Genomic DNA, 25,765 nt, shown 5'->3' with positions numbered 1-25,765 from the left:
ATGGCCTGGACGCGTGATGATATGGCGGCGCGCGCCGCGAAGGAATTACAGGACGGCTTCTACGTCAATCTGGGCATCGGCATCCCGACGCTGGTCGCCAACCACATTCCCGACGGGATGGACGTTACGCTGCAGTCGGAAAACGGCATGCTTGGCATCGGCCCTTTCCCGATCGAGGGCGAGGAAGACGCCGACCTCATCAATGCGGGGAAGCAGACGATCAGCGAACTGCCGCAGTCGGTCTATTTCAGCTCGGCGGAAAGCTTCGCGATGATCCGCGGCGGGCATATCGACCTCACTGTGCTGGGCGCGATGGAAGTCGCCGAAAATGGCGACATCGCCAACTGGATGATCCCCGGCAAGATGATCAAGGGCATGGGCGGCGCGATGGATCTGGTCGCCGGCGTCAAGAAGATCATCGTCGTCATGGAACATAATGCCAAGGACGGCAGCCCCAAATTCATCCCCGCCTGCACCCTGCCGCTGACCGGCAAGAATGTCGTCGACATGATCATCACCGACCTCGCAGTGTTCAAGCGCGACGACCATGACAGCCCGTTCCGGCTGATCGAGCTCGCACCGGGGGTGACGGCGGACGAAGTCGCAGCTAAGACGACGGCCAAATATGAGGTCGCCGTCTGATCGAGAGTCCATGCTGCGTGCTTTGATGATATTGATTGCGGCCGGCGCGCTCGTTTTCGCCGGCTGGTTCGGGGTTCAGGCGCTGGGCGACAGCCAGCCACTGGCAAGCGTGCCGATTCCCTTCGCCGCTCCTGAAAATCTGCCCGACACGCCCGACAAATGGCGCGGACGGATCGACTATCGCGCGCTCGACCGGCAACTGACTGATCTCGCCGCCCGCCCCGAAATGGCAGGGCTGGCGGTGGCGGTTGTCGAGGACGGCAAGCTGAGCTTCGTACGCACCTACGGCGTCGCCGACGCCGATAGCGGCGCGCCGGTGACCCCGCACACGCTGTTCCGCTGGGCGTCGGTGTCCAAGACCGCGACCGGCGCGCTGGCCGCGGCGCTGAGCAAGGATGGCGCGGTGAACCTCGATCGGCCGGTCGCAAGCTGGCGCAGTTCTCTACGCCTCCCCGGCGGCGCCGAATCGCATGTGACGCTGGCCGAACTGCTCGCCCAGCGCACCGGCCTCACCAAAAATGCCTATGACGAAAAGCTGGAGGAAGGGCAGAGCCCGGCGCTCCTGCGCACCAGCCTCGCCGGCGCGCCGCTGCAATGCGAGCCCGGCACCTGCCACACCTATCAGAATGTCGCCTTCGACACGGCGAGCGAGATTCTGGGCGCCGCGGCGCACAAATCCTTCGGCGATGCCGTCGAGGACCGCTTTTTCCTGCCGCTCGGAATGGTCAGCGCCGGCTATGGCGCAGAGCGGCTGACGGGCGCGAAGGATTGGGCACGGCCGCACCGCGGGCGCCACGTCCAGCCGGTCAAGGAAGCCTATTGGCGCGTCCCCGCCGCCGCCGGCGTCGAAAGCGATATCGTCGATTTCGCGACCTGGATGCAGGCGATGATGGGTAATCGCCCCGACGTTCTGCCGAAGGATGTGCTGCAAATCGCCCACCAGCCGCGCGTCGGCACAGCGCGGCTCTATGGCGGCGCGTTGCGGCAGGCGATCGGCGATGCCTCTTATGGCCTCGGCTGGCGTAACTTCACCTATGCTGGGCTCCACCTCCAGGGCCATTCGGGCGCCGTGTCGGGTTATCGCGCCACGATGATCTTCGAACCCGCGACGCGCACCGGCGTCGTCGCGCTGTGGAACAGCGACTGGGGCTTCCCCTTCCGCATCCCATTTGCCGCACTCGACAGCTACCACAAGCGCGCCGATGCGGCCTGGCTCGACCTCAGCGAACTCCCCAAGGTCAAGCGCGCGCCCGTCGCGACTGCGCCGAGCGCCGACGACAGCAATGGGTGAGGAGCCACCACGCATGTATGTGCTGATCACCGCCAACCGCAATTATTCGAGCTGGTCGCTGCGCCCGTGGATGCTGATGAAAGGGCTCGGCATCGGCTTCGAGGATCGCGTCGAGCCTTTCGCCAAACCCGTCAATTACGACGCCTTCCGCAGCTTTTCGCCGACTGGTCAGGTTCCGGCGCTGCTCCACGAGGGGCGCACCGTCTACGACTCGCTCGGCATTACGCTTTATCTCGCCGACCGGCACAATGGCGTCTGGCCCGACGATCCCGACGCACGCGCCTGGGCGCAATGCGCGGTGGCGGAAATGCACAGCGGCTTTGCCGCGCTTCGCAACGATTGCACGATGAACGTCGGCGTCCGCGTGACGCCCAAGCCGATGTCGGACGCCCTCACCGCCAATGTCGCGCGCATCCGCGAGCTGTTCGAGGAAGGTTTGACGAAGTTCGGCGGCCCATGGCTCGCCGGCGCCGACTTCTCGGCCGCCGACGCCTTTTTCGCACCGGTCGCCTTTCGTATCCGCACTTACGGCCTCGACGTCGGCGCGGGACAGGCGTGGGTCGACCATATGCTGGCGCACCCCGCCATGCGCGAATGGGAGCGGCAGGCGCTCGCCGAAGAGTGGCGCGAAGAAAGCCACGAAGCCGAGCTGGCAGCAGCCGGGGTAATTACGGCGGATTACCGGACGGCCTGAGCCCTCCTCCTTCGTCATTGCGACCCCGGCGAAAGCCGGGGGAAGCAATCTCCAGCGATCGGAATTTAACGCCGCCAGCCGGAAGTTGCTTGGTCGCTTCGCTCCGCGCAATGACGAGGTTCAGTCCGCCAGCGCCTCGCGCACCACGGCGACGCCTGCTTCACGCTGCGCCTTCAATTCGGCCTTCAGCCTGGCCGGGTCGCGCGCGAAGACGAAGCCGAAGCTGACCCCGCCTTCCTTGCCGATCGTCGCATGGTGCAGCTTGTGCGCCTGCACCAGCCGCTTGGCATAGCCGCGCCGCGGTACCCAGCGGAAATAGCGCTGATGGACCAGCCCGTCATGCACCAGCGTGTAGATGATGCCATAGCAAAGGATACCGAGGCCGATCCACGTTCCTGGTTCCCACGCCGCCGCACCGAAGATCATCGGGCTGCCGATCGCGAACATCGAAATGCTCATCGCGGCCCCGACGATGGCGAACAGGTCGTTCTTCTCCAGCCGACGCCCGTGCGGTTCGTGATGGTCGCGGTGCCAACCCCAGCCGAAGCCGTGCATGATATATTTGTGGCTTGCCCAGGCGACGCCCTCCATCGCGATGACGGTGGCAAGGACAAGGGCGATGATGGCGAGCGTCGACATGGGGGAGAGTATAGGCCGGTTAAGGCAGCCGCGCCATCATCTCCTCACTCCCCGCTATGGGTATCGGCGACCGAAAATTGCGTTTTTGATCGCCACTCGCTTGCAAAGTTGTGTGGGCAGCGTAAGTGAACCCGCATGACTCGGCCCCGCACGCTTTATGAGAAAATCTGGGACGCGCATGTCGTCGAACAGCGCCCCGACGGTACCTGCCTGATCTTCATCGACCGCCACCTCGTCCATGAAGTCACCAGTCCGCAAGCCTTCGCCGGGCTTCGCGCGAGCGGCCGTACGGTGCGCCGTCCCGACCTGACGCTGGCGGTTCCCGATCATAATCTGCCGACGACGGCGCGGCGCGATGCGGCGGGCAACCGGCTGCCGATCGCCGACCCCGAAAGCGCGGCGCAATTGGCGGCGCTCGAAAAGAACGCACCCGAATATGGCATCCGCTACATCGACGCGGTGGCGCCCGAGCAGGGTATCGTCCATGTCGTCGGCCCCGAACAGGGCTTCTCCCTGCCCGGCACGACGATCGTCTGCGGCGACAGCCACACCGCCTGTCACGGCGGCATCGGCGCGCTCGCCTTCGGCATCGGAACGAGCGAGGTCGAGCATGTGCTGGCGACGCAGACATTGCTGCTCCAGCCCGCAAAGACGATGGAAGTGCGCGTCGAGGGTGATGTCGGGCCCGGCGTCAGCGCGAAGGACATCATCCTTCACATCACCGGCGTGATCGGCGCTGCTGGCGGCACCGGCCACGTCATCGAATATACCGGCAGCGCGATTCGCGGCCTCAGCATCGAGGGCCGTCTGACTGTGAGTAACATGGCAATCGAGGGCGGCGCCCGCGCTGGCCTGATCGCACCCGACGATGTCACCTTCGCTTATCTGAAGGGCCGCCCCTACGCGCCGAAGGGGGCCGACTGGGAGGCTGCGGTCGCCTATTGGCGCAGCCTCGCGACCGATCCGGGCGCCAGCTATGACAAGACCGTCGTCATTGACGCTGCCGACATTGCACCGAGCGTTACCTGGGGAACCAGCCCCGAGGACGTGGTGCCGATCACCGGCATCGTTCCCGATCCTGCGAGCTTTGCCGACCCGTCGAAACAGGCCGCCGCCGCCAAATCGCTTGCCTATATGGGCCTCGAACCCGGCACGCGGATGCAGGACGTCGCGATCGAGAACATCTTCATCGGCAGTTGCACCAACAGCCGGATCGAGGACATGCGCGCTGCCGCTGCGGTCATCAAGGGCCGCAAAAAGGCCGACAATGTCCGCTGGGCGATCGTCGTTCCGGGATCGGGCCTGGTAAAGGCGCAGGCCGAAGCCGAAGGACTCGACCGCATCTTCATCGACGCAGGGCTCGAGTGGCGCGAGCCGGGCTGTTCGGCGTGCCTTGCGATGAACCCCGACAAAGTGCCCGCAGGCGAACGCTGCGCATCGACGAGCAACCGCAATTTCGTCGGCCGCCAGGGTCCGGGCAGCCGCACGCATCTTGTGAGCCCCGCCATGGCGGCGGCGGCGGCGGTGACCGGCAAGCTCACCGACGTGCGGGAGTTGATGGCATGACCCCACTGGAAAAGGTCGAAGGCCGCGCGATTCCGCTCGGGCTCAAGAATGTCGATACCGACGTCATCATTCCCGCGCACTGGCTCAAGACCACGAGCCGCGAAGGCATGGGCCGCGGCGCGTTCGAAAGCCTGCGCGCCGATCCCGACAATCTGTTCGACCGCCCCGAGAACAAGGGCGCTCCGATCCTGATCGCGGGCGACAATTTCGGCTGCGGGTCGAGCCGCGAACATGCCGCCTGGGCGCTCGGCGACCTTGGCATCCGCGTCGTCATCGCGCCCAGCTATTCCGACATCTTCTCGGGCAATGCGGTAAAGAACGGCATCTTGCCCGTAGTGCTGCCGCAGGCGGCGGTCGACCGGCTGATCGAGGTCGCGGCAACCGATCCGATTCACGTCGACCTCGACACGCAGACGGTGACGACGCCCTTTCAGGATCGCTTCACCTTCGAAATCGACCCGTTCCGCAAGATGTGCCTGCTCGGCGGTCTCGACGAGATCTCGCTCACCGAAAAGAGCGGCGGGGCGATCGACGCTTATGAGGCCAAACTAGCGGCCGAGCGGCCCTGGCTGCAGCCCGCGCTCACCGAATAACCAACGAAACAGGAAAAGGAGACGATGATGAAGGCTCTTCTGTCGACCGCGACCGGCGGCCCCGAAACGCTCGAACTGGGCGAGGTTGCGCGCCCCACCCCCGGCAAAGGGCAGATGGTCGTCGATGTGAAGGCCTGCGCGGTCAACTTCCCCGACGTGCTCATCATCGAGGATAAATATCAGTTCAAGCCGCAGCGCCCCTTCGCCCCGGGCGGCGAGGTCGCGGGCATCGTGGCCGAGGTCGGCGAAGGCGTGACCGATTTCAAGGTCGGCGACCGGGTGATTGCGGCGTGCGGCAACGGCGGCATGGCCGAGGCGGCGCTGGTCAATGCCGCCAATAGCTATCCGCTGCCCGAAGGGCGCGACTTTGCCGAAGGCGCGGCGCTCCTGATGACCTATGGCACCAGCATTCATGCGCTGGTCGATCGCGGCCATATCGAGGAAGGCGATACGCTGCTCGTCCTTGGCGCCTCGGGCGGAGTCGGCATTGCCGCGGTCGAACTGGGCAAGGCATTCGGCGCGCGCGTCGTCGCCGGCGTATCGAGCGAGGCAAAGGCCGACATCGCACGTCAGGCCGGCGCCGACGAAGTCGTCGTCTATGGCTATCAGCCGTTCGACAAGGAGGCCTCGAAGGCGCTCGCCAACACGTTCAAGGCGGCGGTCGGCGGCGACGGCGCCAATGTGATCTACGATGCGGTCGGCGGCGATTATTGCGAACCGGCGCTGCGCTCGATCGCATGGGAAGGACGCTACCTCGTTGTCGGCTTCCCCGCGGGCATTCCGCGCCTGCCGCTCAACCTGACCCTGCTCAAGAGCTGCGACGTCGCCGGTGTCTTCTGGGGAGCCTTCGCCGCCCGCGAGCCGCAGCGCAACCGCGCCAATATCGCACGCCTGTTCCAGCTTTGGGAACAGGGCAAGATCAGCCCGCGCGTCACCGAACGCTTCGCGCTGGCCGATGGCGGCAAGGCGATCGCCAAGCTGGGCGACCGCAGCGCCGTCGGCAAGCTGGTCGTGACCATCTGAAATATCGCCCCGATCCCGCGCTGACCGAGGCGCTCGACGCACTGGCGCGGCCGACCGGCCGGATCGAGGTGCGCGTGACGCCTGGCGCGGGGCGCGACGAGGTACGGATCGAGGCCGGCGCCGTTTTGCTGCGCGTCACCGCCCCGCCCGCCGACGGCGCCGCCAACGAGGCGGTGCTGCGCCTGCTCGCGGCCGCGCTCGGCCGGCCACGCCGCGATCTGACGCTGCTGCGCGGCGCGACGGCGCGGATAAAACTGGTCGCGGTCGCGCTCGACTGATCGCAAAGCAAGGCCCCGCTTAACCATTTATCAGGGGCTCCCCCCTATCGTTCAATGCAGGACTATTGGGATTCAGGGATCAACGATGGCGGACCCCCGTTCGGCCAGTGATGGGCAGGCGATGAGCCTTGCGAATATTTCGCGGACTCGCCGTGCGCAGTTGATTGCCGAGTTCGAGGGCGAACTCGGCATCGATCACAAGGCGCGCGCGCGCGCCGCCTATGAAGAAAAGCGCTGGCGCATCATCAAGACGATCATCGTGTGGACGATCGCGCTGATGTTCTTCGCGGTTGCCTGCTACAAATTGTGGCTGATGGGCCTGCAGGTCGACAGGCCCTTTTCCGACCTCAATCCGATCGACAATATTCTGGGCAAATAGGCGGAGCGGCCGATCCGGGCACCCGAAGGCGCCCGGTCACAAACGCGTCCTCAGTAAACGCGCGCCTTCGGCTTGATATATTCGGCATCGTCGGTCAGCGTATATTCGTGGACCGGGCGGTAATCGAGCGTCACCTTGCCGTCCTTGCCGCCCCAGCCGTCGAACCAGCTGATAGTGTGCTTCATCCAGTTCGCATCGTCGCGGTTCGGGAAATCCTCGTGCGCGTGGGCGCCGCGGCTTTCCTTGCGGTTGAACGCCGAATGCATCGTCACCGTCGCCTGCGCGATCAGATTGTCGAGCTCGAGCGTTTCGACGAGGTCGGTGTTCCAGATCAGGCTGCGGTCGGCGACATGGACGTCGTTCATGCGCTCATAGGTCTTGGCAAGCTTGTCCTTGCCCTCGGCCATCAGCTCGTCGGTGCGGAAAACCGCCGCGTGCTGCGACATCGCGCGCTGCATCTCCGTGCGGATTTCGGCGGTCGGCGAACCGCCGCTCGCATTGCGGAAATGGTCAAGGCGGCCAAGCGCGAGGTCGGCGCTGTCCTTGGGCAGCGCAGGCTGCGCGGCGCCGGGCGCGACGATTTCCTTGAGCCGGTGCCCCGTCGCGCGTCCGAAAACGACCAGGTCGATCAGGCTGTTCGAGCCAAGGCGGTTCGCGCCATGGACCGACACGCACGCCGCCTCGCCGACCGCGAACAGGCCGGGGACGACCGCATCGGGGTTGCCGTCCTTCAGCGTCACGACTTCGCCATGATAGTTACAGGGAATGCCGCCCATATTGTAATGGACCGTCGGCACGACCGGCAGCGGCTGGCGCGTCAGGTCGACGCCCGCGAAAATCTTGCCGCTTTCGGTGATGCCCGGCAGACGCTCCGCCAGCACCGCGGGATCGATATGATCGAGGTGCAGGAAGATATGGTCCTTGTGCGGACCGACGCCGCGGCCTTCGCGGATTTCGAGCGCCATCGAACGCGACACGACGTCGCGCGACGCCAGATCCTTCGCCGAGGGGGCATAGCGTTCCATGAAGCGCTCGCCCTCGGAGTTGGTGAGATAGCCGCCCTCGCCGCGCGCGCCCTCGGTGATGAGGACGCCCGCACCGTAGATGCCGGTCGGGTGGAACTGGACGAACTCCATGTCCTGGAGCGGCAGGCCCGCGCGCAGCACCATCCCGCCGCCGTCGCCGGTGCAGGTATGCGCCGAGGTGGCGGTGAAATAGCAGCGGCCATAGCCGCCGGTCGCGAGCACGACCGCCTGGCTGCGGAAGCGGTGGATGCTGCCGTCTTCCATGCACAGCGCGATCACGCCGCGGCACACGCCGTCTTCCATGATCAGGTCGAGCGCGAAATATTCGATGAAGAAGTCCGCGTCATACTTCAGGCTCTGCTGATAGAGCGCGTGGAGCATCGCGTGACCGGTGCGGTCGGCGGCGGCGCAGGTGCGCTGCACCGGCGGGCCTTCACCCATATTCTGCATATGGCCGCCGAACGGGCGCTGATAGATGGTGCCATTGGCGTTGCGCGAAAAGGGCACGCCGGCATGTTCGAGTTCGTAGACCGCGGCGGGCGCCTCGCGCACCATATATTCGATCGCGTCCTGGTCGCCCAGCCAGTCGGAACCCTTGACGGTGTCGTACATATGCCACTGCCAATGGTCGGGGCTGTTGTTGCCGAGGCTGGCGGCAATGCCGCCCTGCGCCGCAACGGTATGACTGCGCGTCGGGAACACCTTGGTGATGCAGGCGGTGCGCAGGCCGGCCTCGGCGCTGCCCATCGTGGCGCGCAGGCCCGAACCGCCGGCGCCGACGACGACGGTATCATAGGTGTGGTCGATGATCTTGTAGGCTTCGGTCATATCACATGCCCCCCGGGCCGAGCGCGGCGGGCGCCAGCGCGATGCGCACGATCGCGAAAATGCCATAGGCCGCGCCGCCGAACGCATAGAAATTCAACAGGACGATCGACAGCAGACGCGTCGCTTCGCCGTGGACATAATCCTCGATCAGCACCTGCAGCCCGAGGCGCAGGTGCCAGAAGACGCTGACCACGAGCAGGATCAGCGCAAAGGCGACCATCGGCTTCGACGCCCACTGCATCAGCGCGGCATGGTCGCCGAGCGGCAAGCGGAGCAGCGAGACGACGAACCAGGTGACGAGCAGCACATTGCCGAGCGCGGTCAGCCGCTGCTGCAGCCAGTGGCCGGTACCGTGGTGCGAAGCGCCAAGTCCGCGAACCCGGCCGAGAGGCGTTCCGTTACCCATTGAGCGCCTCCTTGGCGATATAGAGCCAGGTCGCGGCGGTCGCGAGGATCGCGCCCACGATCACGACGGTCGACCAGAGCTTGTTGGCCTTGAGTTCATAACCCGCGCCGGTATCGAGGACGAAGTGGCGCAGCCCCGAAAACAGATGCTGGAAAAAGGCCCAAGTCAGACCGACGAGCACGATCTTGCCCAGAATATTGGTGACCTGATGCACGCCGCCGCCCGCAGGGTCGTGCCAGACGCAGGCGACGAAGGCCGCATAGGCCTCGGGGCCCGCCGCGATCGCGCCGAGCCAGCCGAGGAACATCAGCGCACCGACGATGGCCAGCCCGTCACCGCTGACGCGGTGAAAGATCGAGACCGCCATGTGCGGCCCCCATTTATACACCTGGAGGTGCGGCGAGAGCGGACGCCCGCTCGGTTCTTTGCCAGCCATATCAGCCCCATTCCGTGACTCTAGTCGGTCGATGGGCGCCGGTTTAGCGCCGCGCGCACGATATGCAATTGCTTAGGGGGCGATGGAGGCAAGAATTCGCAGGCAGCCGGCCCCGGGATCGAAGGATCGTCCGGGGCCGACGCGCCTTATTTGATCTTGTCGCGGTTCGCGTAGAGCAGCGCCGCAAGCACTGCGGCCGAACCGACGCCGATCCCCGCCGCCGTCTTCCAGCCGATCTTGCGGCCGCCTTTCGCCGCCTCCCGGTCGGCCGCCTCGGTCGCCTCGGCGGCTTCCTTCTGGGCCTGCTGCTCGCGCGCGGCGCGCAGCACTTCATTTTCTTCTTCGTCTTGCGGGGGAGGCGGCACTTGCTCGGTCATCGTCTCTCTTGATCCTATGGTCTGGCGTCAGGCGAGTGCCTGCTCGACAGGCACATAGTCCGTTCCCACCGCTTCGGCTACGGCTTCGAACGTCACCTTACCATTCCATACGTTCAGGCCCTGCGAAAGATGCATGTCGCGGCGCAGCGCTTCTTTCCAGCCGAGGTCGGCGATGCGCAGCGCGTGCGGCAGGGTGACATTGTTGAGCGCATAGGTGCTCGTGCGCGCGACGGCGCCGGGCATGTTGGCGACCGCATAATGGACGATGCCGTCGACGACATAGGTCGGATCGGCGTGCGTCGTCGCATGGCTCGTCTCGAAACAGCCGCCCTGGTCGATTGCGACGTCGACCAGGACCGATCCGGGGCGCATCGTCTTCAGCATGTCGCGCGTGACGAGCTTCGGCGCTTCGGCGCCGGGGATCAGCACCGCGCCGATGACCAGATCGGCCTCGGCGACGCATTCGGCAAGGTTCGCGCGGTTCGAAAAGCGGGTCTTCGCGCGCGCTTCGAAAAAGGTGCCGACGCGTTCGAGCACTTCGGGATCACGATCGAGGATCGTGACGTCGGCGCCCAGCCCCGCCGCCATCTGCGCCGCGTTGAAGCCGACGACGCCGCCGCCGATCACGCAGATTTTGCCCGGCGCCACGCCCGGCACGCCGCCGAGCAGCACGCCGCGGCCGCCGTGCGCCTTTTCAAGCGCGGTCGCGCCGGCCTGGATCGACATGCGCCCCGCGACCTGACTCATGGGCTTCAGGAGCGGCAGGCCGCCATGGGGGCTGGTCACGGTTTCATAGGCGATGCACACCGCGCCCGATTTCATCAGATCGCGCGTCTGCTCGGGATCGGGCGCAAGGTGGAGATAGGTATAGAGAATCTGGCCTTCGCGCAGCATCGCGCGCTCGACCGCCTGCGGCTCCTTGACCTTCACGACCATTTCGCAGCTCGCGAAAATTTCTTCGGCGCTGTCGACGATCTCGGCGCCCGCCTCGACATAGAAGCGGTCGTGAGCGCCAATGCCCTCGCCCGCGCCGGTCTGGACGAGGACGCGGTGACCATGTGCCACCAGTTCGCGGGCGCTCTCGGGCGTCAGGCCGACGCGATATTCGTGATTCTTGATTTCCTTGGGGGTGCCGATGATCATGCTATCTCTCCGATTTGCCGGAACGGACGCGCGCATTTTCGCCTATCCGAAGCCTTCGGGCAAACATAACAGCGTATCGGCGGGATTTGCTTGCAAACTATCGTTCGCATGACGATAAACACGCAATATTTTTGCGTCTTTCTGGATAGACACGCGACATGATCGATCGAATCGATGCAAAGCTGCTCAACCTGTTGCAGCGCGAGGGGCCAAAACCCGTCGCTGAACTGGGCGAACGGGTCGGACTTTCGGCCTCCGCCTGCCATCGCCGCATCCGCGCGATGGAGGCGGCGGGGATCATCACCGGCTATGCCGCGCGCATCGCCCCCGACACGATCGGCCTCGGTCTCGACGTGTTCGTCGACATCAGCCTGACCTCGCAGAGCGAAGAGGCGCTCACCGCTTTCGAAAGCGCGGTCAAAAGCTTCGACGAAATCCTCGAGTGCCAATTGCTGTCAGGCGCGTCCGACTATCGGCTGCGCGTCGCCGCGCGCAATGTCGCCGATTTCGACCGGCTGCACCGCCACTGCCTGTCGCGCCTTCCCGGTGTCGCCGCGATGCACAGCGCCTTTGCCCTGCGCACCATAAAGGGCTTCGAAGGCTATCCCGTCCAACCCACCGAGCGCCGCTGAACCGAGCGAAACCGGCCGCGCTGGTTAACGGTGAATTTACCAATTTCCTTCCATATCCGGCAGACGCAGTTTGGGATGATGGCGGGCGACAGACCTGCGCGTCCCGGGGTCGGCAAGGGAACAGGATCATGGTGAAGGAAAATCCGATTCATAAGCAGCAAATCGAGCCCGTTCTGATGGCCGATCGCTTCCCGACCTATGACCTCGACGGCCGGCTCGCCGCCGACGGGGCCGAAGTGCACATGATCCTGTCGGGGCTGGAGACGCAGCTGGCGACCGCCTATTGGGATGCCTTCAACGCGCTGCCCATCGTCACCCGCAAGATCGAGGGTGAACTGCTTGAATCCTATATTCGCGGCAGCGCGCGGCACATGCAGACCAAATATGCCGACGCCGGGGGGCAGGAGGCCGCGACCATCGCGTGCCAGAACACCCATATGGCGCTGCGCGTCGGCCTGCCGATCGCGACCGTGCTGTCGTGCATCGGCGAGAGCCACAAGCTCGCCATCCATTATGTGATCGAGGCGTGCGCCGGCGACACGGCGCGCCAGACGCGCCTGACCGCGGCGATCAACCGTCTCGCGCTGCTCGAAATGGACATCATGCTCGCTTATGCCGAAAAGCTCGACCGGGCGGCGATCTCGCAGGAGCGACAGGCGCTGGCGAGCGATTTCGACCGCTCGATCGCCTCGCTGGTCCAGGACAGCGACGGGGTGCGCCAGCAGCTCGCCAAACAGGCCACATCGGCCGATCATGCCGCGCGCGGCATGATCGCCAAGACGAGCGAAGTCGCTGCGGCCTCGGAGCAATCGGCGATGGCGATGCGCGAAGCCGCATCGACCGCCGCCGGGCTGATCCGCGCGATCGAGGATGCCCGCACCGAAGTCGAAGCATCGGCCAGCGTCGCGACGCGCGCCTCTGAACAGGCGGGCGAAGCGGTGGCCATGTCCGACGCGCTGTCGCGTCACGCCGAATCGATCGAATCCATTCTGGGCCTGATCCGCGAAATTGCGGGCCAGACCAACCTCCTCGCGCTCAACGCGACGATCGAGGCGGCGCGCGCGGGCGAATCGGGCCGCGGCTTTGCCGTCGTCGCGCAGGAAGTGAAGAGCCTCGCCAACGAAACCGCGCGCGCGACCGACGATATTGCGGGCAAGATCACCGCGATCCAGCAGGCAACGCGCGGGTCGGTCGCGGCCAACCAGTCGATCCAGCAGACGATCATCGAGGTGCAGCAGTCGGCGCAGCGAATTCGCGATGCGATGGACGCGCAGGCGCAGACGGTCACCTCGATCACCGCCGCCGTCGACGAAACCGCGCTCGCGGCCGACAGCATGTCGTCGACCATCGCCAGCATCCGCAACGATTCGGGCACCGTCGCCAGCGAAATCAGCGTGCTCAGCCAGGAATTTTCCAAGATGGGCGAGCGGCTGCAGGCACTGGAAACCGCCGCGAGCGAATTCAGCCGCCGCGTCGCCTGATCCGTCGCGCCCTGCTTGGCAAGCGGCCCGCCGCTCGCCTAAGGCGGGGGGATGAAAACCCACATCCTGATTACCGGCGCGAGCCGCGGCATTGGTGCGGCCATCGCCGACGCGCTTGCGACCGACGCGGCGAAGGTCGCCGCGCTGTCGAGCGCCGACGGCGACCTTGGCGACCCTGCGATTGCGGACCAACTATGGGATAAAAGCCTCGACCGGCTCGACGGCCGGATCGACGTGCTCGTCAATAATGCCGGCGTTTTCGAAGCGAATCCGATCGACAGCAGCGACGCCGACTGGCTCGAAAGCTGGAACCGGACCCTCCAGATCAACCTGACCGCCGCCGCGCAGCTGTGCCGCCGCGCGGTGCAGCACTGGCAGGCGCGCCGGGCCGCAGGCGACACGAGCCATGGCCGGATCGTCAATATCGCCAGCCGCGCCGCCTATCGCGGCGACAGTCCCGCGCATTGGCATTATGCGGCATCGAAGGCGGGCATGGTCGCAATGACCAAGACGATTGCGCGCGGCTATGCTCATGAAGGCATCCTCGCCTTCGCCATTTGCCCGGGCTTCACGATGACCGGCATGGCCGAGGATTATCTCGCCAGCCGGGGCGGCGACACATTGCTCGCCGACATCCCGCTGGGCCGCGTGGCGAGCCCCGAGGAAATCGCCGAAATGGCGCGCTGGTGCGCGCTCGAGGCGCCGCCCTCGATGACCGGCGCGATCCTCGATGCCAATGGAGCCAGCTATGTCCGCTAAAAGTCTTGCTCTCGCCGCCCTGATGCTTGCTGCCCCGATGCTTGCCGGATGCGCGCCGCAGGCGAGCGCTCCGGCCGCGGCGCCTCCTGCCCCGACGGGCAAGGCGCTCGCCGCCGCCTGCGCCGATCGCGACGGCTGGAGCGATCCCGCGCCGCCGGCCAAGCTGTTCGGCAACACTTATTATGTCGGCACCTGCGGCATCACCGCGCTGCTCATCGACGCACCGGCCGGACCGATCCTGATCGATGCCGCAACCGCCGAAGCGGCGCCTGCGATCCTTGCCAATATCCGTGCGCTGGGCTTCGATCCCAAACGCATCCGCGCGATCCTGACCAGCCATGAGCATTTCGATCATGTCGGCGGTCTCGCGGCGCTGCATGCCGCGACCGGCGCGCCGGTGATCGCGCTTGCCGACGCCGCGCCGCAGCTCGAAAGCGGAACCCCCGACCCGCGCGATCCGCAGCGCGGCGCCCTCGATAGCTTCACCGGCGTGCCGGTCGCACAGCGCCTGCGCGACGGACAGCCGCTCGCCTTTGCCGACATCCGGATCACCGCCCACGCAACCCCCGGCCACACGCCGGGCAGCACGAGCTGGACGTGGCAATCGTGCGAAGGGTCCGCCTGCCGCACCATCGCCTATGTCGACAGCCTGACCGCCATTTCGGCCGACGGCTACCGCTTCAGCGACCATCCCGACTATGTCGCGATGCTGCGCGCGACCTTTGCCAAGGTGCCGACGCTGCCGTGCGACATTTTGGTCACCCCGCATCCCGGCGCGAGCAATTTGTTTGCGCGGTTGGCGGGCGAGGCTCCGCTGGCCGGCGCCGATGGCTGCGCCGCTTATGCCGCGGCAGCAAGCAAGCGACTCGACGATCGGCTGGCGAAAGAGGCGGCGACGCGATGAGCTGGATCGTCTCGTTGCCCTGCACGCGTGCGGAGGCCGAAGCGCTGTCGGGTGAAATCCCTGCGCTGGATGCTGCCCCCGAAGCGCCGGTCGTCGTGACGCGCGAGATCGACGAAGATGCCGGAACGTGGCAGCTCGACGCCTATATGGACGACGCGCCGGGCGATGATCTGCTGCGGCTGATCCAATCGCTCGCCCCGAGCGCGAAGGGCGTCGCGCCGACCGTCGCCGAATTGCCCGAAGAAGATTGGGTCACGCTGTCGCAGCAGGGGCTCGAGCCGGTGCGCGCCGGACGCTTTTTCGTCCACACCAGCAGCTATGCCGACCGCGTCCCGCCGGGCACGACATCCTTTCTGATCGATGCGAGCCAGGCCTTCGGCACCGGCGGGCACGACACCACTGCGGGCTGCCTCGCGATGCTCGACCGCCTCGACCGCGTGGGCGCCGCACCGCGCAATATCGCCGACATCGGGACGGGCACGGGCCTGCTCGCCTTCGCCGCCATGGCGCTATGGCCGCGCGCGCGCGTCATCGCGTCGGACATCGACCCGGCGAGCATATTCGTCACGCGTGACAATGCCGCGATCAACGATGTGCCACTGGGCCGCGGCGGCGGCCGGCTCGCGCTGGCGGTCGCGCCGGGGACCGACCATCCGGCCATAAGGCACCGGGCGCCCTATGACCTCGTCATCGCCAATATTCTCGCCGGGCCGCTCATCACTCTTGCTCCCGACATTGCCGCTGCGACCGCACCCGGCGGCCGCGCCATTCTTGCCGGCCTGATCGCGCGCCAGATGGATCCCGTAGTCGCCGCCTATCGCGCGCACGGCTTTCGCCTGTCCGCGCGCGGGGGCAGCGCGGAATGGCCCTGTCTGCTGCTCACCAAGCGGCGGCGCTACGGCTACCGCCGCAAGGAACGCGCCCTGCACCGCGCCAGCCCCTCGGACGCGAGCTTCGGGAGCTGGTGAAAATCAGGCTTTCGCCGCCGCATAGTCCTGCGTGCCGCGGGTGATGACGCTATCGTCCGGCAGGATGTCGGCGATCGGGATCGGCGGCAGCGCGGCGTTCGCGGCATAGAGCGGAGCAAAGTCGGTGTTGACCGTCGTCTCCAGAAGCTGGTCCAGACTATCGATCACGAAATAATTCTGCTGGAAATCGTCGATCCGGTAATCGGTGCGCATCACGCGCGCGAGGTCGAAACCGATGCGGTTGGGGCTGTCCGAATCGAGTGCGAAGACGCTTTCGGCGTAGGACGAGACGATCCCCGCGCCATAGATGCGCAGGTCGCCGCTCTCGCGGATCAGCCCGAATTCGACCGTGTACCAATAGAGCCGCGCGAGCTGCTTCAGCGCGTCGAACTGCAGGCTCCTGAGGCCGCCTTCGCCATAAGCGACCATATAATCGGCGAATATCGGGTCGGCGAGCATCGGGACATGGCCGAACACGTCGTGAAAGACGTCGGGTTCCTGCAGATAGTCGAGCTGCTGCGGTGTGCGGATGAAATTGCCCGCCGGGAAGCGCCGGTTCGCCAGATGGTCGAAAAACACGTCATCGGGGACAAGCCCCGGCACCGCCACGACCTGCCACCCCGTCGCCGCCATCAGCCGCGCATTGAGTTCGCGATAATCGGGGATGCCCGGCTTTTCGAGCTTGAGCACGTCGATCCCGCGCAGAAAGGCGTCGGCGGCGCGTCCCGGCAGCATCTCGGACTGGCGCGCGAACAGCCGGTCCCACATCGCATGCTCGTCGGCGGTAAAGGCGTCCCAATCCTGCGAAATCGTCCAATCCGCCGCGGCGCCCGGCGGCGGCGTGTCGTGGACGTGCGTAAACTGGCTTTCCATGCGTGCAATCTACCATCAATATGGTTTCAAGTGAAACTTTATTTGCCGACCTCGACGATTTGCGTTGCCAGCCGGTCGACCTCGGCCCGATCGTGGCTGACATAGAGGATCGGCACTTTCAGCTCGTCGCGTATCCGTTCGATCACCGTCATGATGTCGTCGCGCCGCGCCGCGTCGAGCGACGACAGCGGTTCGTCCATCAACAGGATTTGCGGCGCCGCGAGCAAGGCCCGGCCGATCGCGACCCGCTGCGCCTCGCCGCCCGACAGGCTTTGCGGCCAGCGACCGAGCAAATGGCCGATGCCCAGGAAATCGGCGGCCTCATCCAGCGTCATCCAGCGATTAGCCGGATCGGCGAGACGCCAGCCATAGAGGAGATTGGCCTTCACGCGCCGATGCGGAAAGAGGCGCCCGTCCTGAAAGACATAGCCGACGCGCCGCGCCTCGGGCGGCAGGTCGGTGGCGCCGTCGAACAATGTCCGTCCGCCGATACGGATATGCCCGCGATCGGGGCGCAGCAGCCCGGCGACCATGTTGAGTAGGCTGGTCTTGCCGACCCCCGAAGGCCCGAACAGCGCGGTCAGTCCGGCTTCGGCCGTGAACTGCGCCGCGATGACGCTCGCGCCGAAGCGCCTTTCGACGTCGATATCAATCGCCATGCCGCGCCCTTTCGGCATGGGTGCGCCGCACCAGCCACTCGGACAGGATCAGCGCACCGAGCGACAGCGCGACCGACAGCAGCGCGAGCCGGGTTACCATCGCCTCCGCCCCGGGCACCTGGAGCGCCGAATAGATGGCGAGCGGCAGCGTCTGTGTTTCGCCGGGAATGTTGGAAACGAAGGTGATGGTCGCGCCGAACTCGCCGATCGAGCGGGCGAAGCCGAGCACGAGCGCCGCCAGCACGCCGGGCAGAGCGAGTGGCAGGCTGACCGTCCGGAAGGCGTGCCAGCGCCCCGCCCCCAGCGTCCGCGCCGCGCCTTCGAGCCGCCGGTCGATCCCCTCGATCGACAGGCGCATCGCGCGTACCATCAGCGGGAGCGCCATGATCGCGGCGGCCAGCGCGGCGCCGGTCCAACGGAACATCAGCGTGACGCCGAGCCACTCCTGCAGCCGGCTGCCGATCGGGCCGAGCGGGCCGAAGGCGACAAGCAGCAGCCAGCCGGTGACGACTGGCGGCAGGACGAGCGGGAGATGGACCAGCGCGTCGAGCAGCAGCCGCCCCGGAAAGCGATAGCGCGCGAGCACCCAGGCGAGCGCGAAGGCAAGCGGCAGCGTCGCGAGCACTGCGACCCCGCCGACCTTGAGCGACAGCGCAACAATCCCCCACTCCTCGGCCGACAGCATCAGGGCGCCGTGAAGCCGTGGCGCGCAAAGATCGCGCGCGCCTGCCGCGACAACAGGAACGCGCGGAACGCTGCGGCCTCGCCGCTGCGCGACGTCTTGAGCAGCGCCAGCGGATAACGGATCGGCGGATGGCTGGCGGCCGGAAAGGTGCCAACGACGCGCACCGCGTGCGACGCCTGCGCATCGGTGGCGTAGACGATGCCGAGCGGCGCGGCGCCGCGTTCGACGAGCGCCAGTGCGGCGCGGACATTCTCGGCCGGGGCGAGCTTTTTCGCCACATCGCCCCACACGCCGAGCGCGGTCAGCGCCGCCTTGGCATATTTGCCCGCGGGCACCGCGTTCGGATCGGCAACCGCCAGCCGCCCGCCGCCGAGCGCGCGCGCCAGCGCGAAGCCGCGCGCGGGGACAAGGTGCAGCCTGCTCGCCCTGGGGGCGATCAGCACGAGCCGGTTGCCGACCAGATTGGCGCGCGTGCCGGGACGCAGCAGTCCCGCCTTGCCGACCGCGTCCATCCAGGGCTCGTCGGCGGAGATCAACAGGTCGGCGGGCGCCCCCGCCATGATCTGCCGCGCGAGCGCCGACGATCCCGCAAAGGACAGGACGGGGCGCGCATGCCCCTGCGCCGCCCAAGCGTCGGCGGCGTCGGTCAGGGATTCCTGAAGGCTGGCCGCCGCAAGAATCAGCGGCCCGCGCTCGGCCGCTGCCGCCATGGGCGCCCAGATGGTCAGGCCAAGGAGGAGGAGCAGGCGCCGGAGGATCGTCATGGCGGCGACCATAGCCATGCTACGCCGGGCGCGAAAGCGGCGGCAGGACGCGAACATGGCGATAGCCGCGCTCGATCGTCCGGCGCGCCGACAGATCGCGCAGCGCGGCGCCGAGCGTGACGCGCGAGACGCCGAGCAGATCGGCGAGCTGTTGCTGCGTCGCGCGCACCGTCATCCCGTCGGCGGCGTCGGCGGCCATCGCCGCGAGCAGCCGCGCCAGCCGTTCGGCGACGGGCAGCCGCCGTTCGGCATCGATGATGTCGAGCGACACCGCAAGCTGGCGGCCCAGGCTGCGCAGCAGCAGCTCGGCCCAGCCGATGTCGGCGGTCATCAGCGCGCGAAGCACCGGGCGGTCGATGGCAACCAGCCGCGCCGGACCGCTGGCAATCGCGTCGACCTGGCGTTCGAGCCCGGTGAAGAAGGCCAGCTCGCCGAAGATATCGCCCGGCCCCAGCACGGCAAAGGCGGTGAACGCGCCATCCTCCGCATAACGTCCGACGAGTACATGCCCCTCGATCACGGCCCAGAAGGCATCGCCAGGATCGCCCTGATGCTGAACGAACTGACCATCCGCAAAGGATCGCGGCGACGTCATCGCGAGCAGCCGGTCGCGTTCGGAGCCCGACAGGCGCGTTCGCTCGGCAAGAGCCAATTGATAACTTCTTTGCATTGTCGAGTAGGTTTCTGTGCCACCACGCCGCGAAAGACAAGTGGCACGGGGCCATAGCGGGAGAATCGGGATGCAGCTTACCTCGGCCCAGTCGAGCCTGATCGTCGTTGCAATCTATGTCGGCTTCTGCCTGCTCGAGCTGATCCGCACGCGCCTGTTCGCCAAGTCCGAACAGTCGCGCCACGACGGCATCATCGAAATCGTCAGCACCTTCACGCTGCTCATCGCGACCCAGCCCGCAATCCTGCTGATCGTCGGCGCGCTCGGCCACGCCTGGTTTCCGCAATATGAAGGCGCGCTGGCGCACGCCCCCTGGTACGCCGCGCTCGCAATGTTCCTCGTCTTTGAAGACATGATGCAATATTGGTGGCACCGCGCGTCGCACAGCACCGCTTGGCTCTACAACCTGCACCGCGCGCACCATAATGCCCGCTATATGAGCGTCCGGCTCGTCTACCGGAACAACATCATCTATTATGCGATGATGCCGAGCATCTGGTTTGCCGGGGTGCTCGTCTACCTCGGGCTCGGCTGGTTCTACGCCTTCTATCTCGTCGTGAAGATGGCGGTGATCATCGGCGCGCACAGCGACGTCGCCTGGGATGCGCCGCTCTATCGCATCCGGGCGCTCGCGCCGGTGATGTGGGTCGTCGAACGCACGATCAGCACCCCCGCAACGCATCATGCGCATCACGGCCGCCACGCCGACGACCCGGCGGTCAACTACAAGGGCAATTTCGGCAATCTTCTGTTTTTCTGGGACGTGCTGTTCGGCACCGCCAAGATCACGCGCAGCTATCCGCAAAGCTATGGCGTCGAAAATCTGCCGCCGGCCACGCTGGGCCAGCAGCTTTTGTGGCCGATCTTTCCCGAGAACAAGGATATGCATGCGGTCATCCCCGGCGCCGTGCCGGGGACCAGCGAACCGCATGCGGTCGCGGCGGGCTGAACGGGTCGCAGCACGTCCCGCCAGCGCGCGGCCCGGCACCTGTGGGGGGATGCCGGGCCGTTTGCCGGTTGGCGGTTCAGCTCTCCGCCAGCTTGCCGAGCGCCATGGCGTCAGCATTACTGAGGTCGAGGAAGCGATGACCTCAGTCTGCGGGTCATCGCGCAGGCCGCCCGCAGAAAGAACCGCAGGTGGTGGCAATTCTGTCGGCGTTAGCGCCGCTTCGACCTTGCCAAGCGACCGCCGCACCGACAGGGTGCCGCCAGCGATGAAAACCGACCTCGATCATCTTCCAGCCAACAAGCAGCGCGAGCTGGAACGCGTGAAGCAGATCATCTTCGAAGAGTTCGAGGATGCATTGGCGCTCGGCACGATGAGCTGGAAGAAGAAGGGGCGGATAGACAAGATCATCCTCTATGGCAGCTATGCGCGCGGCGGCTGGGTCGATGAGCCGCATACCGCCAAGGGCTATCGCTCGGACTTCGACCTTCTCATCATCGTCAACGACAAGCGGCTCATCGACAAGGTCGATGTCTGGTCGAAGCTTGACGACCGGCTGACCCGGGAACTTCTAATCGACCGGACCCTCAAGACACCGGTGAATTTCATCGTCCATACCCTGCAGGAAGTGAACGACGGGCTCGCGCACGGGCGGTATTTCTTCATGGACGTCGCGCGCGACGGGATCGCGCTTTACGAGGCAGACGACAAAGAACTGCACCAGCCCAAGCCGAAGACGCCCGAGCAGGCTCTGGCGATGGCGCAGGAGTATTTTGAGGAGTGGTTTCCGGCGGCGATGCGCAAATCGAAACTTGCGCAAGATGCGATAGACCAGTCGTTCTCAAAGGAGGCCGCTTTCCTCCTTCATCAAACGACCGAAACTCTTTATCACTGCGTTCTACTGGTCTGCACTTTCTACTCGCCGCATGTGCACAATCTCGGGTTTCTCCGCACGCAAGCTGAGCGGATTGATATGCGCCTCGTCGACGCTTGGCCGCGCGAACTAAAATCGGATCGGTCTCGCTTCGAAAAGCTGAAGGAGGCCTATGTTAAGGCCCGCTATTCGAAGCATTATCGCATCACCGAAGAGGAGCTGACATGGCTCGGCGGCTGCGTCGAGGAACTCGGTCGCGCGGTTCACGCGGTTTGCTCGGAGCGGATTGCCGCTTTGGAAGAGGGGGTACCCACATGACAGAGGCGTCCGAAAGCAATGATCGCGCGCGGGCGATTGCGGACCGCAAGATCGCGTTGCTGATCGATGCCGACAATGTTTCACACGCCAAGATCGCAGCGATGCTGGCCGAGCTTTCCAAATATGGGACGGCGAACATTCGCCGCGCGTACGGCAATTGGGCAAGCGATAGTCTGAAGGGTTGGAAAGACAAGCTTCACGATTTCGCGATCCGTCCGATCCAGCAGTTCAACTATTCCACGGGGAAAAATGCCACCGACATCGCGCTGGTGATCGATGCGATGGAGCTTCTCTACACCCAAAAGCTCGATGCCTTTTGCCTCGCTTCGAGCGATGCCGACTTCACGCCGCTCGTAATGCAGCTTCGCGCCAATGGTCATGAAGTCTACGGCTTCGGCGAACGGAAAACGCCCAGTCCGTTCGTCAATGCCTGCACGACATTCCTCTACCTCGATAATCTCGATGGCGTCGATATACCTGCGGCACCGTCCGAGCCATCCGAATCGAAGCCGCCAAAGGCCAAGGATTCGGCAAAGGCTGCTACGCCGCCCGCAAAGGCCACCAACAAGAAACTTGCGCAGGACACCAAGCTGGTAACGATCCTGCGCGGTGCCGTTGAGGCATCAGCGCGTGACGACGGATGGGCATCGATGTCGGCGGCCGGGAGCGCGGTCAAGCGGCAGGCGCCGATCGATCCAAGAAACTACGGGGCCAAGAATTTTCCGGCGTTGTTTGAGGCAACCGGGCTATTCGAGATCGTTAAGGGCGAAGGCGGCCACAGCTTCGTTGCCGACAAGCGGAACAAGGACCGCGCAGCCAAGCCGGCATCCTGATCGTCTCAATCTGGTTGCTGCTCGGTGACACGTCCGCTTCGCGCCTCATGTCGGCCGTAGCGGCCCACATAGATCACACCCCAAAAGCGGACGGGGTATTGATGCTGCCGGCGTGGAAAAACTGCGCCCTAAACATTACGACGTACGCGATCAGCGGGCATTATAGCGTCTTTGCGCTGCGCTCTCTGAGAGTCCATAATGCAGCGATCGCTACTGGATTTATTCTGTCGTCTTTTGCACAATAGTTGGATGAATCAGGGGGAACTGACGGATCATTTTATTGCTAGGCCGCAAGCCTTCGCTTGGTTTCTTGGCGCTGGCGCGTCGCGAATGTCCGGGCTGCCAACAGCGACCGATATCATCTGGGATTTGAAGCGGCGCTTCTATTGCCGCGAAGAGAACCAAGATGTGAGCCGCCAAGACATGCAGCTCCCAGCCGTTACGGCACGGATTCAGTCCTTTATGGATTCGCGTGGCTTTCCACCGCTCTGGGCAGACGAAGAATACAGTACCTATTTCGAGAAGATCTTCGGCACCGATCGCGAACGTCAGAGCGCTTATCTCCGCGCGATCCTCGCCGAGGACAAGGTCAGGCTCACTGCAGGCAATCGTGTCATGGGCGCGCTGCTTTCAGCCGCGCTGACCCGCATCGTGTTTACAACGAACTTCGACAGCGTCGTTGAGCGAGCCGTCGCAGAGATCAGCGGTCGTTCAATCAGCGCATTTCACTTGGAAGGGTCAACCGCAGCCAACCAAGCGTTGTCGAACGAGGAATGGCCGATCTATTGCAAGCTTCACGGTGATTTTCGGTACGAGAGCGTCAAGAATCTTTCTGTCGACCTTGCGCAGCAGGATGCGGCACTGGCAGAGTGCCTACTGACAGCCGCAGGGCGGTTTGGCTTTATCGTCGCAGGCTACAGTGGCCGGGACGAGAGCGTGATGAACCTGTTTCGACTTGCGCTTGCACGGCCCAATCCCTTTCCTCATGGCCTCTTTTGGACTGGGATGCGCGGCGCTCCCGTGTTGCCTGCTGTCGCGGAGTTGATCGAAGCGGCGGTCGCTATGGGCGTACGGGCTGCCTATGTCGAGGTGGATACCTTTGATGCACTAATGCTGCGCATGTGGAGGAACCTGCCCTCACGGCCCCCCGATCTGGATGCCAAGGTGCGCAAGTCATTGCCGGCAGCCGTCAGCATTGCTGTGCCTTCGCATGGATCGATGCCCCCATTGCTACGCTTAAATGCCGTTCCAATCGCGGTCTTGCCCAGGCGGGCTCTTGCGGTGCGGCCCCGCCAAGATATCGACTGGGCGACGCTGCGATCAATTCAATCGGAGGCGGAGAGTAGAATTCTCGTCACCAAGGCTCCGAACATCCTTTGCTGGGGCGACCCTGACGCGTGTCTGTCGTCAGAACATTTGGCGCAGATCGCGGCGTTGATTAGCGGAGCGCGGGCCTCGTCCTGGGGTTGATATTAAGCGGCGAGCTTGCGGTGCTGCAAGCGTCGGTGTTCGATGGTCTTCCGTTTGATCCTTTCGCGCTGTTGGATGATGGCGTCTGCCCTGCCGAAGTAGGTGTCGGCGGGCGTCACATTGCCGAGGCTTTCGTGATATCGGCGGTGATTATAGTGGTCGATGAAGGCCTCGATCCGGGTCTCCAGATCGCCGGGCAGGAAGTAATTTTCCAGCAGGATCCGGTTCTTGAGGGTCTGGTGCCAGCGCTCGATCTTGCCTTGGGTCTGGGGATGCATCGGGGCGCCGCGGACATGGCTCATACCGTTGGCACCGATCCATTGGGCCAGCTCCTCGGCGATGTAGCTCGGACCATTATCGCTGAGCAGCCTGGGCTTTTGCACGACCCTGGCTGACGAACAGCCCGAGGCTTCAAGCGCCAGTTCCAGCGTGTCGGTGACGTCCCCGGCGCGCATGGTGGTGCAAAGCTTCCAGGCGATGACATAGCGGGAGAAGTCGTCGAGCACGGTCGACAGATACACCCAGCCCCAACCGATGATTTTGAAGTAGGTGAAGTCGGTCTGCCACATCTCGTTCGGCCGCGTCGTCTTGGTGTGGAACGCATCGGCCGCCTTGATCACGATGAAGGCCGGGCTGGTGATCAGGTCATGGGCTTTCAGAAGCCGGTAAACCGTCGATTCCGACACGAAGTAGCGCTTCTCGTCGGTAAAGCGCACAGCCAACTCGCGGGGCGATAGCTCGGACTCGTCCAGCGCCATCTCGACGATCTGCTGCTGGATATCGTTGCCGATGCGATTCCACACCCGGCTCGGCGCCGATGGCCGATCCTCTAGCGCCTCCGGCCCGCCTTCGAGGTAGCGGTCATACCATCGATAGAAGGTCCGGCGGGGGATGCCGAGCTGGTCCAGCGTCCGCTTGGCGGGCAGATGCGACTGCTCGACGATCCTGATGATCTCGAGCTTCTCAGATGCGGGATACCTCATTCTTCGTCGCCCCCATCCGCGATCATGCTTTTTTTGAGCAGACGGTTTTCCAGCGTCAGGTCGGCCACGCATTCCTTCAGGGCACGGGTTTCGCGGCGCAGATCGTGCACCTCGCCGGTGGTCGCAGCTCGGGCGGTATCGCCGGCCAGACGACGCTTGCCCGCTTCCATAAACTCCTTCGACCAGGTGTAATACAGGCTCTGGGCGATGCCTTCCTTGCGGCACAGCTCGGCGATGCTGTCTTCGCCGCGCAGCCCCTCCAGCACGATCCTGATTTTGTCCTCTGCAGAGAAGTGCCGGCGCGTCGCACGCCGTATGTCCTTCACCACCCGCTCAGCTGGGGCCTTCGGCGCCGATTTTTTCAAGGAGGATTTGGGCTTCATCTTCGTTCCTTCGTCACTACGACGAAGCCCAAATCCTCCTTAAATCACAACCTCAAATCTGTGCCATTGGCGCTGACGGCGGACACCTGACGCGGTTGCGAAGGCATTCGAAGGACATGCCGCACAGATCGAAGGAGTAGACATCTCCTCTGATCTGATTGGTTCAGATGCGCTTCCTCTTAAAGGGTTCGTGGAGGAGGGGCTTGCAACGGCGCTCGCTCGAAGCCGTCCGTTGCTCATCCG

General features: G+C 65.0%; 29 protein-coding genes. 17 read left to right on the top strand and 12 right to left on the bottom strand.

All coding sequences use genetic code 11. From position 1 onward, the window contains the following. From MU856_RS00780 to MU856_RS00770, 3 genes are read left to right on the top strand one after another with little or no spacing between them, the layout of a single operon-like run. Complete coding sequence (locus tag MU856_RS00780; protein ID WP_003042921.1) at window positions 1–642, top strand: CoA transferase subunit B; 642 nt, start codon at window positions 1–3, stop codon at window positions 640–642. A 10-nt stretch (window positions 643–652) separates the two neighbouring features. After that, window positions 653–1,933, top strand: a complete 1,281-nt coding sequence (locus tag MU856_RS00775; protein ID WP_263588210.1) for a serine hydrolase domain-containing protein — start codon at window positions 653–655, stop codon at window positions 1,931–1,933. 13 nt (window positions 1,934–1,946) lie between these two features. After that, entirely contained in the window at window positions 1,947–2,627 is a 681-nt protein-coding gene (locus MU856_RS00770) for a glutathione S-transferase family protein (RefSeq protein ID WP_186401176.1), read from the top strand. 120 nt (window positions 2,628–2,747) lie between these two features. Here MU856_RS00770 and MU856_RS00765 read toward each other — a convergent pair whose 3' ends face one another. Continuing rightward, window positions 2,748–3,266, bottom strand: a complete 519-nt coding sequence (locus MU856_RS00765; protein WP_062901048.1) for a sterol desaturase family protein — start codon at window positions 3,264–3,266, stop codon at window positions 2,748–2,750. Between the two features lie 135 nt (window positions 3,267–3,401). Here MU856_RS00765 and leuC point away from each other — a divergent pair, with 135 nt between their 5' ends. From leuC to MU856_RS00740, 5 genes are all read left to right on the top strand, one after another. Continuing rightward, on the top strand, window positions 3,402–4,832 hold the full coding sequence (gene leuC / locus MU856_RS00760; RefSeq protein ID WP_062901049.1) for a 3-isopropylmalate dehydratase large subunit: 1,431 nt from the start codon (window positions 3,402–3,404) through the stop codon (window positions 4,830–4,832). Then, complete coding sequence (leuD, locus tag MU856_RS00755) at window positions 4,829–5,425, top strand: 3-isopropylmalate dehydratase small subunit (protein ID WP_003042939.1); 597 nt, start codon at window positions 4,829–4,831, stop codon at window positions 5,423–5,425. The genes leuC and leuD overlap by 4 nt, the downstream gene beginning before the upstream one ends. Before the next feature lie 27 nt (window positions 5,426–5,452). Next, window positions 5,453–6,448 (top strand): NADPH:quinone oxidoreductase family protein, encoded by a 996-nt coding sequence (locus tag MU856_RS00750; protein ID WP_062903020.1) that lies wholly within the window; start codon window positions 5,453–5,455, stop codon window positions 6,446–6,448. A 68-nt stretch (window positions 6,449–6,516) separates the two neighbouring features. Further along, window positions 6,517–6,726, top strand: coding sequence for a DUF167 domain-containing protein (locus MU856_RS00745; RefSeq protein ID WP_313906776.1), 210 nt, complete (start codon window positions 6,517–6,519; stop codon window positions 6,724–6,726). Window positions 6,727–6,811: 85 nt separating this feature from the next. Beyond that, entirely contained in the window at window positions 6,812–7,105 is a 294-nt protein-coding gene (locus tag MU856_RS00740) for a hypothetical protein (RefSeq protein ID WP_234181134.1), read from the top strand. 50 nt (window positions 7,106–7,155) lie between these two features. On the opposite strand, the gene sdhA is transcribed toward MU856_RS00740, so the two are convergent. From sdhA to ald, 5 genes are all read right to left on the bottom strand, one after another. Beyond that, complete coding sequence (sdhA, locus tag MU856_RS00735; protein WP_058811170.1) at window positions 7,156–8,958, bottom strand: succinate dehydrogenase flavoprotein subunit; 1,803 nt, start codon at window positions 8,956–8,958, stop codon at window positions 7,156–7,158. 1 nt (window position 8,959) lies between these two features. Further along, on the bottom strand, window positions 8,960–9,364 hold the full coding sequence (gene sdhD / locus MU856_RS00730; RefSeq protein WP_003042951.1) for a succinate dehydrogenase, hydrophobic membrane anchor protein: 405 nt from the start codon (window positions 9,362–9,364) through the stop codon (window positions 8,960–8,962). Further along, the gene (gene sdhC / locus MU856_RS00725) at window positions 9,357–9,800 is read right to left on the bottom strand and encodes a succinate dehydrogenase, cytochrome b556 subunit (RefSeq protein ID WP_062901051.1); all 444 of its coding nucleotides are present in this window, start codon (window positions 9,798–9,800) and stop codon (window positions 9,357–9,359) included. Before sdhC ends, sdhD begins: the two co-directional genes overlap by 8 nt. A gap of 146 nt (window positions 9,801–9,946) precedes the next feature. Continuing rightward, on the bottom strand, window positions 9,947–10,177 hold the full coding sequence (locus tag MU856_RS00720; RefSeq protein ID WP_263588209.1) for a hypothetical protein: 231 nt from the start codon (window positions 10,175–10,177) through the stop codon (window positions 9,947–9,949). A 27-nt stretch (window positions 10,178–10,204) separates the two neighbouring features. Continuing rightward, window positions 10,205–11,320, bottom strand: a complete 1,116-nt coding sequence (ald, locus tag MU856_RS00715; RefSeq protein WP_062901053.1) for an alanine dehydrogenase — start codon at window positions 11,318–11,320, stop codon at window positions 10,205–10,207. 158 nt (window positions 11,321–11,478) lie between these two features. Between ald and MU856_RS00710 the strand changes: the two genes are divergently transcribed. From MU856_RS00710 to MU856_RS00690, 5 genes are all read left to right on the top strand, one after another. Next, entirely contained in the window at window positions 11,479–11,952 is a 474-nt protein-coding gene (locus MU856_RS00710) for an Lrp/AsnC family transcriptional regulator (RefSeq protein WP_003042965.1), read from the top strand. Between the two features lie 128 nt (window positions 11,953–12,080). Continuing rightward, window positions 12,081–13,433 carry a methyl-accepting chemotaxis protein gene (locus tag MU856_RS00705; protein ID WP_062901054.1) on the top strand — a complete coding sequence of 451 codons (1,353 nt, stop codon included), beginning with the start codon at window positions 12,081–12,083 and terminating at the stop codon, window positions 13,431–13,433. A gap of 51 nt (window positions 13,434–13,484) precedes the next feature. Next, window positions 13,485–14,192, top strand: coding sequence for an SDR family NAD(P)-dependent oxidoreductase (locus tag MU856_RS00700; RefSeq protein ID WP_263588208.1), 708 nt, complete (start codon window positions 13,485–13,487; stop codon window positions 14,190–14,192). Further along, on the top strand, window positions 14,182–15,096 hold the full coding sequence (gene bla, locus MU856_RS00695) for a subclass B3 metallo-beta-lactamase (protein WP_263588207.1): 915 nt from the start codon (window positions 14,182–14,184) through the stop codon (window positions 15,094–15,096). Before MU856_RS00700 ends, bla begins: the two co-directional genes overlap by 11 nt. After that, window positions 15,093–16,064, top strand: a complete 972-nt coding sequence (locus MU856_RS00690) for a 50S ribosomal protein L11 methyltransferase (protein ID WP_062901057.1) — start codon at window positions 15,093–15,095, stop codon at window positions 16,062–16,064. The genes bla and MU856_RS00690 overlap by 4 nt, the downstream gene beginning before the upstream one ends. Window positions 16,065–16,067: 3 nt before the next feature. Here MU856_RS00690 and phhA read toward each other — a convergent pair whose 3' ends face one another. Genes phhA through MU856_RS00665 form a run of 5 tightly spaced genes read right to left on the bottom strand, consistent with a single transcriptional unit; the run spans window position 16,068 to window position 19,715 of the window. Next, window positions 16,068–16,937, bottom strand: coding sequence for a phenylalanine 4-monooxygenase (gene phhA / locus MU856_RS00685; RefSeq protein WP_062901058.1), 870 nt, complete (start codon window positions 16,935–16,937; stop codon window positions 16,068–16,070). Window positions 16,938–16,975: 38 nt separating this feature from the next. Then, entirely contained in the window at window positions 16,976–17,596 is a 621-nt protein-coding gene (locus tag MU856_RS00680; protein ID WP_186401184.1) for a molybdenum ABC transporter ATP-binding protein, read from the bottom strand. Then, on the bottom strand, window positions 17,586–18,281 hold the full coding sequence (gene modB, locus MU856_RS00675; RefSeq protein WP_217373097.1) for a molybdate ABC transporter permease subunit: 696 nt from the start codon (window positions 18,279–18,281) through the stop codon (window positions 17,586–17,588). Before modB ends, MU856_RS00680 begins: the two co-directional genes overlap by 11 nt. After that, on the bottom strand, window positions 18,281–19,063 hold the full coding sequence (modA, locus tag MU856_RS00670; protein ID WP_412072806.1) for a molybdate ABC transporter substrate-binding protein: 783 nt from the start codon (window positions 19,061–19,063) through the stop codon (window positions 18,281–18,283). The genes modB and modA overlap by 1 nt, the downstream gene beginning before the upstream one ends. A 1-nt stretch (window position 19,064) precedes the next feature. After that, on the bottom strand, window positions 19,065–19,715 hold the full coding sequence (locus MU856_RS00665; RefSeq protein WP_263588205.1) for a Crp/Fnr family transcriptional regulator: 651 nt from the start codon (window positions 19,713–19,715) through the stop codon (window positions 19,065–19,067). A 70-nt stretch (window positions 19,716–19,785) separates the two neighbouring features. Here MU856_RS00665 and MU856_RS00660 point away from each other — a divergent pair, with 70 nt between their 5' ends. From MU856_RS00660 to MU856_RS00645, 4 genes are all read left to right on the top strand, one after another. Next, window positions 19,786–20,664 carry a sterol desaturase family protein gene (locus MU856_RS00660; RefSeq protein WP_263588204.1) on the top strand — a complete coding sequence of 293 codons (879 nt, stop codon included), beginning with the start codon at window positions 19,786–19,788 and terminating at the stop codon, window positions 20,662–20,664. 265 nt (window positions 20,665–20,929) lie between these two features. Beyond that, window positions 20,930–21,853, top strand: coding sequence for a nucleotidyltransferase and HEPN domain-containing protein (locus MU856_RS00655; RefSeq protein ID WP_263589005.1), 924 nt, complete (start codon window positions 20,930–20,932; stop codon window positions 21,851–21,853). Beyond that, entirely contained in the window at window positions 21,850–22,686 is an 837-nt protein-coding gene (locus MU856_RS00650) for an NYN domain-containing protein (RefSeq protein ID WP_263588203.1), read from the top strand. Before MU856_RS00655 ends, MU856_RS00650 begins: the two co-directional genes overlap by 4 nt. 249 nt (window positions 22,687–22,935) lie before the next feature. Further along, window positions 22,936–24,156 (top strand): SIR2 family protein, encoded by a 1,221-nt coding sequence (locus tag MU856_RS00645; protein WP_263588202.1) that lies wholly within the window; start codon window positions 22,936–22,938, stop codon window positions 24,154–24,156. A gap of 2 nt (window positions 24,157–24,158) precedes the next feature. Here MU856_RS00645 and MU856_RS00640 read toward each other — a convergent pair. Next, window positions 24,159–25,522, bottom strand: a protein-coding gene (locus MU856_RS00640) for an IS3 family transposase (protein WP_409372266.1) whose coding sequence is annotated in 2 segments (ribosomal slippage) — window positions 24,159–25,172 and window positions 25,175–25,522 — 1,362 coding nt in all. Because the reading frame shifts where the segments join, the coding sequence is not laid out codon by codon here. Window positions 25,523–25,765: the final 243 nt, after the last annotated feature.

This window comes from Sphingopyxis sp. GC21 (assembly GCF_025727575.1).
Lineage (GTDB): Bacteria > Pseudomonadota > Alphaproteobacteria > Sphingomonadales > Sphingomonadaceae > Sphingopyxis > Sphingopyxis terrae_A.
Note: the sequence above shows the minus strand (reverse complement) of the source record. Positions and strands in the feature narration are given on the sequence as shown.